A 3,999-nucleotide genomic window follows, 5' to 3' on the forward strand; every position below is an offset into this window, starting at 1 on the left:
ATACGCCCCAGACCGGTCACGCTCGGCCAGGGCAGGTCCCGCCGGTTCCGAAGGAGGGCGACAGCGTTGAGATTGACGGAGAGGTCGGTCATGGGCGGGGCGCATCGATAGGGTTGGTCTCTTGGCCGTGCATGTAGTCCCTCCAGCCCCCCTGCGCCAGAGCCCGCCCGATTTGCACCCAGCCCCGTTTTCGCTTTTCAACTTTAGGCATGCAGGCTAGGGTTCGTTTCGAGGGCGGAATGAGTGGGGCGGACGCACGTGGCGGAGAAAATCAGAAAGCAGGATTTGCATCGAGCAGAGGAACGCAAATCGAGTTTTACCCTGCTCTCAGCGTGGATAGGCCTGCTGTTCGTCATATTCTGCTTTGTTCTTTCGAAAGAAATTGAAAAGCCCGTAGGCGATGCTTCGGTCTCATTTGTATATGTAGTAGGCGGCATCGCGGGGATCCTCTGGATGATGCTGCCTTTCGTGAGGCTGTCCGCGATCTGGCCGATCCATTCTGACGCGCTGACGACACCCTATCGGGAAAGAAGCGATGAACAGAAGCGCGTCGTGAAACTCGGTTTCGTCGAATTCTTCTTTTATCTGCTCGGTAGTCTCTCGCTGCTCGGCCTGATCGCATATAGATCATCCGTGGCAGGCGGCGTCGGCCCGGTCGCCGTCCAGATCGCAGGGCCGGATGTCGATCTCGTCCATGTGGCGACTTTCCTTGCAGGCTTTGTTGCTGCATTCGCGCCGATTGTCTTGCTGTCGGTCCGGCACGCGAAACTTGAAGCGTACGTCCGGGAAATGGAAGGCAGTAATCCAGATATCCTTCGCGATGACGTCGTCAGCGAGTTCAGCTTTTGGACGACGTTCATCATTATCGCTGCACTCGTCGGTCTCGCTTGGGCTGCAGCAGGCAATATGTTCAGAATGGAGGACAATTTCGGGGTCTTCGTAACGTTTCTTGTTCTGCTTGCCTTTTTAACAATCATACTCGCGCCGCATGTATTGCGCGTGCTCAATGATTGGCGCGAACGGCAGTTCGAAAAGGTAGAGATCGCCGACCCGAAGCCAATGGGGCTGGCCCTCAACCGTCCGGGAATCCTGATGAGCCGGCTTGACTCAGTCCTGGTGCGATACGTCGCTCCGTTGTCGGGGGCGACACGGATGGGCGGCAATCTTATTCCGCCGCACGTTCTGGTACTGTTCGTTATCGTTCCGCTGAGTGCTCTTGGATACATGCTGTCTGCGCCGTGGGGGCTAATCCCGATTGCAGTCGCCATACTGATTGCCGCTTCGCTCGGCCGGCGCTGGGCGTGGGTAGAGGAAGACCGCGAAACCGCGTCGCGTATTCATTCCACGCGCGGGAAGGAGATTTCCATTGGCTTCGACAACGATCTCAAGGACGAGGCGCTGCTTGGCTACGCTTCGTTCTTCATTCTTGTGCCGCTGGCCCTACACCAGCTTCAAGGCTGGACGGAGTCGTTCCATTTCAATGCCGACTACTCAACGAACAATCCCTTCCTCGATTGGCTCCGGTTCTTTGGGGCGGAGCTCGCCAAGGCCGTGCCGTTCGTCGACTGGTGGGAAATCTACAACGTGGATATTGAAGCGCCGTACGATGCGGCGATGAGCAGCGATCCGCTGGCCAAGCATCTGACGTTTGCCGCGCGTGCCATGGTCGACCTTGTCATCATGGCGGCCCTGTTTCAGGCGATCAGCCTTTGGCAGCGGTCGAGATCGCAGAACCGGCTCTACGATGGCGGCCAACTCGACACACTTGATCCGTTTACGGAAATCGGTTTCTTCGAGCGCGGTATGTGGCAGCCTAAAGGGCCAGACCACGCGGGCCGGTACGAACCGAAAAAGCGGTTTGTGAAGAGGGTGCGTGAACATATCCAACAACGCCGTGATCTTGGTCTTGATGGCTTGCCCTATAACCAGAAGCGGCTCAGCGAATTGCTACATCATCCGAATGAAGATGTTCGCTACGGTGCGCGCTGGATGATCGATGAATTCGAAGTGCTGGCCGGCACGGCTCAGGAGCAGCTCGACCAATTGTGCAGACGTCTCGGCGAGGAGCGGTTTGAGCGGGCGCTTAACTCAAACGATCGGGACGATGTATTTTACCTCCGTGAGCAGCGAGCACAGCTTGAGCGCATCCTGCTTGAGTTCGAACGTGAGCCCTGGATGTTTGCTGACAAGCAGGTCAGCGTGCTCGTCAAAATTCTGAAGACGGTCGAGAACGAGCCAGAATTCACATCGGCTGAGGTTACCGCTGTGACGCTCTTCAAAAAGCAATTGTCGGAGCTTTCTCTACTTGCCCTGTTCAATCTCGTGCTGGAGAAAGACCACAGACAATCGCCCAGAGGGCGGCCATATCATCTCGATCTGGTAGAGGCATTTGGCGCAAACAGCGATCTATTTGCTGGGCTGGCCCCGATGCGCGAAGATGTTTACGAGGCGATCGAGTTTCACGGCCTCTCTCCCAAGACGCCAGATGCTCGCAGAAAACAGATTGTCGACGTACTGAAATGGATGGGCCAGTCGGAAGCAAATGCGTTTGGCCCCCGAGGAGATCGGGCCCGGCCCTCTAGAGAACGGGCTGCAAGGGCCGCTCTGTGCGTAAGTCTTTTCGCGCACGGAATCTGACAACTTTCACAATTGTCCCTTTGCCTTCGTTCTCACGTCGCCCTTTAGTATGGCGATTGAACCCACCACAAGAGACCGTAAGACGTCTGAGGAACCGCCCCATGAGACTATCTGCCCCCCGCATCGCCCCGCTCAGTGATGATGAGATGGATGCTGAGACGAAGGCGACGTTGGAGGCCTCGTTTGGCGGGCGGCCGGTGTATAATATCTTCCGCACGCTCTATCGCGCGCCGAAGGCCTATAAGCGGTTCATGCTGTATGGCGGCTATATCCTCTCGGACGCGAATGACCTTGCCCCGCGTGAGCGCGAGCTTGTTATCCTGCGGGCGGGCTTCAACTGGAAATCGGGCTATGAATGGGCCCAGCATGTGCGCATCGGGCTCGACTGCGATCTGACCGAGGCCGAGATCGAGCGGATCAAGGCGGGGCCGGGGGCAGACGGCTGGAGCGAGGCGGATGCGGCGCTATTGCAGGCGACAGACGAGCTGACCTCGGACGCCTTCATCACCGATGAGACCTGGGCCCGGCTCGGCTTTCTCACCGAAAAGCAGAAGATGGACCTCGTCATGACGGTCGGCCAGTACACGCAGGTCTCGATGATGCTGAACAGTTTCGGCGTGCAGCTCGATGATGATCTGGAGCTTGATCCGGACCTGGAAAAGTGAGCTCGGCGTGGCGGGCTCACAGACTGATCCGCCGTTCAACCCCGATCGCCTCAAGGAAGGTCTCGTCGTGGCTGATGAGGAGGAGGGCGCCGGTCCAGTGTTTCAGGGCCGCTTCGAGCAGTTCCACACTGTCGAGGTCGAGATGGTTTGTCGGCTCGTCGAGGAGGAGGAGATCTGGCGGATCGCCCGCAAAGGCAGCAGCGAGGCCGGCGCGCAGGCGTTCTCCACCGGACAGGGTCGAGACGGGCTGGAGCGCGGCGTCGCCCCGGAAAGCGAAGCGGGCAAGATAGGCGCGGGCTTCGTGATCGTTGAGGCCGGGCGCGGCCTCGCGTAGGCTGTCGAGGATGGGGAGGTCGGCGTTCAGCAGGCTCACATGCTGGTCCAGCAGAGCGAGCCTTGGCGTGACGGTCGCGATGGTGCCGGAGGTGGGCGTCAGCGCGCCGGTTATGAGTTTGAGCAGCGTCGTCTTGCCCGAGCCGTTCGGGCCTGAAATGGCGACGCGCCCGGGCCCACGCATCTCGAAACTGAGCGGGCCGAAAAGGTGCCGCTCGCCGAGCTGCATCGACACGTCGTCCAGCTTCAGGACGGTGCGCGCGGCGGGCAGGTGTGAGGGCGGCAGGTCGATGTGGAGCGGGGTGACGATCTCCACCTGCGCCTCGGCGGCAGAGACCGCGGCTTCGGCATCGCTGCGTTGGCG

At 59.3% G+C, this 3,999-nt stretch carries 3 protein-coding genes and 1 pseudogene; 2 read left to right on the forward strand and 2 right to left on the reverse strand.

The genetic code is table 11. The features are described 5' to 3' along the window. A pseudogene (locus tag WA989_RS12060) lies at positions 1–92 on the reverse strand (pyridoxine 5'-phosphate synthase); the annotation flags it as partial. A gap of 166 nt (positions 93–258) precedes the next feature. On the opposite strand from WA989_RS12060, the gene WA989_RS12065 reads away from it, so the two are divergent. Beyond that, a complete protein-coding gene (locus WA989_RS12065) occupies positions 259–2,637 on the forward strand; it encodes a hypothetical protein (RefSeq protein WP_424340743.1) in 2,379 nt (792 codons plus the stop codon). A 101-nt stretch (positions 2,638–2,738) separates the two neighbouring features. Next, complete coding sequence (locus WA989_RS12070; RefSeq protein WP_424340744.1) at positions 2,739–3,302, forward strand: carboxymuconolactone decarboxylase family protein; 564 nt, start codon at positions 2,739–2,741, stop codon at positions 3,300–3,302. Between the two features lie 16 nt (positions 3,303–3,318). Here the strand turns inward: WA989_RS12070 and WA989_RS12075 are convergent. Beyond that, positions 3,319–3,999: ATP-binding cassette domain-containing protein (locus WA989_RS12075; protein ID WP_424340745.1), on the reverse strand; the 681-nt coding region annotated here is incomplete at its 5' end.

Origin of the sequence: Henriciella sp., from assembly GCF_049649345.1 — a bacterium.
In the GTDB taxonomy this organism is placed as follows: domain Bacteria; phylum Pseudomonadota; class Alphaproteobacteria; order Caulobacterales; family Hyphomonadaceae; genus Henriciella.

Coding starts and splice junctions, on each gene's coding strand:
- WA989_RS12070 (WP_424340744.1), top strand. CDS start 2,739: ATGAGACTATCTGCCCCCCGCATCGCCCCGCTCAGTGATGATGAGATG.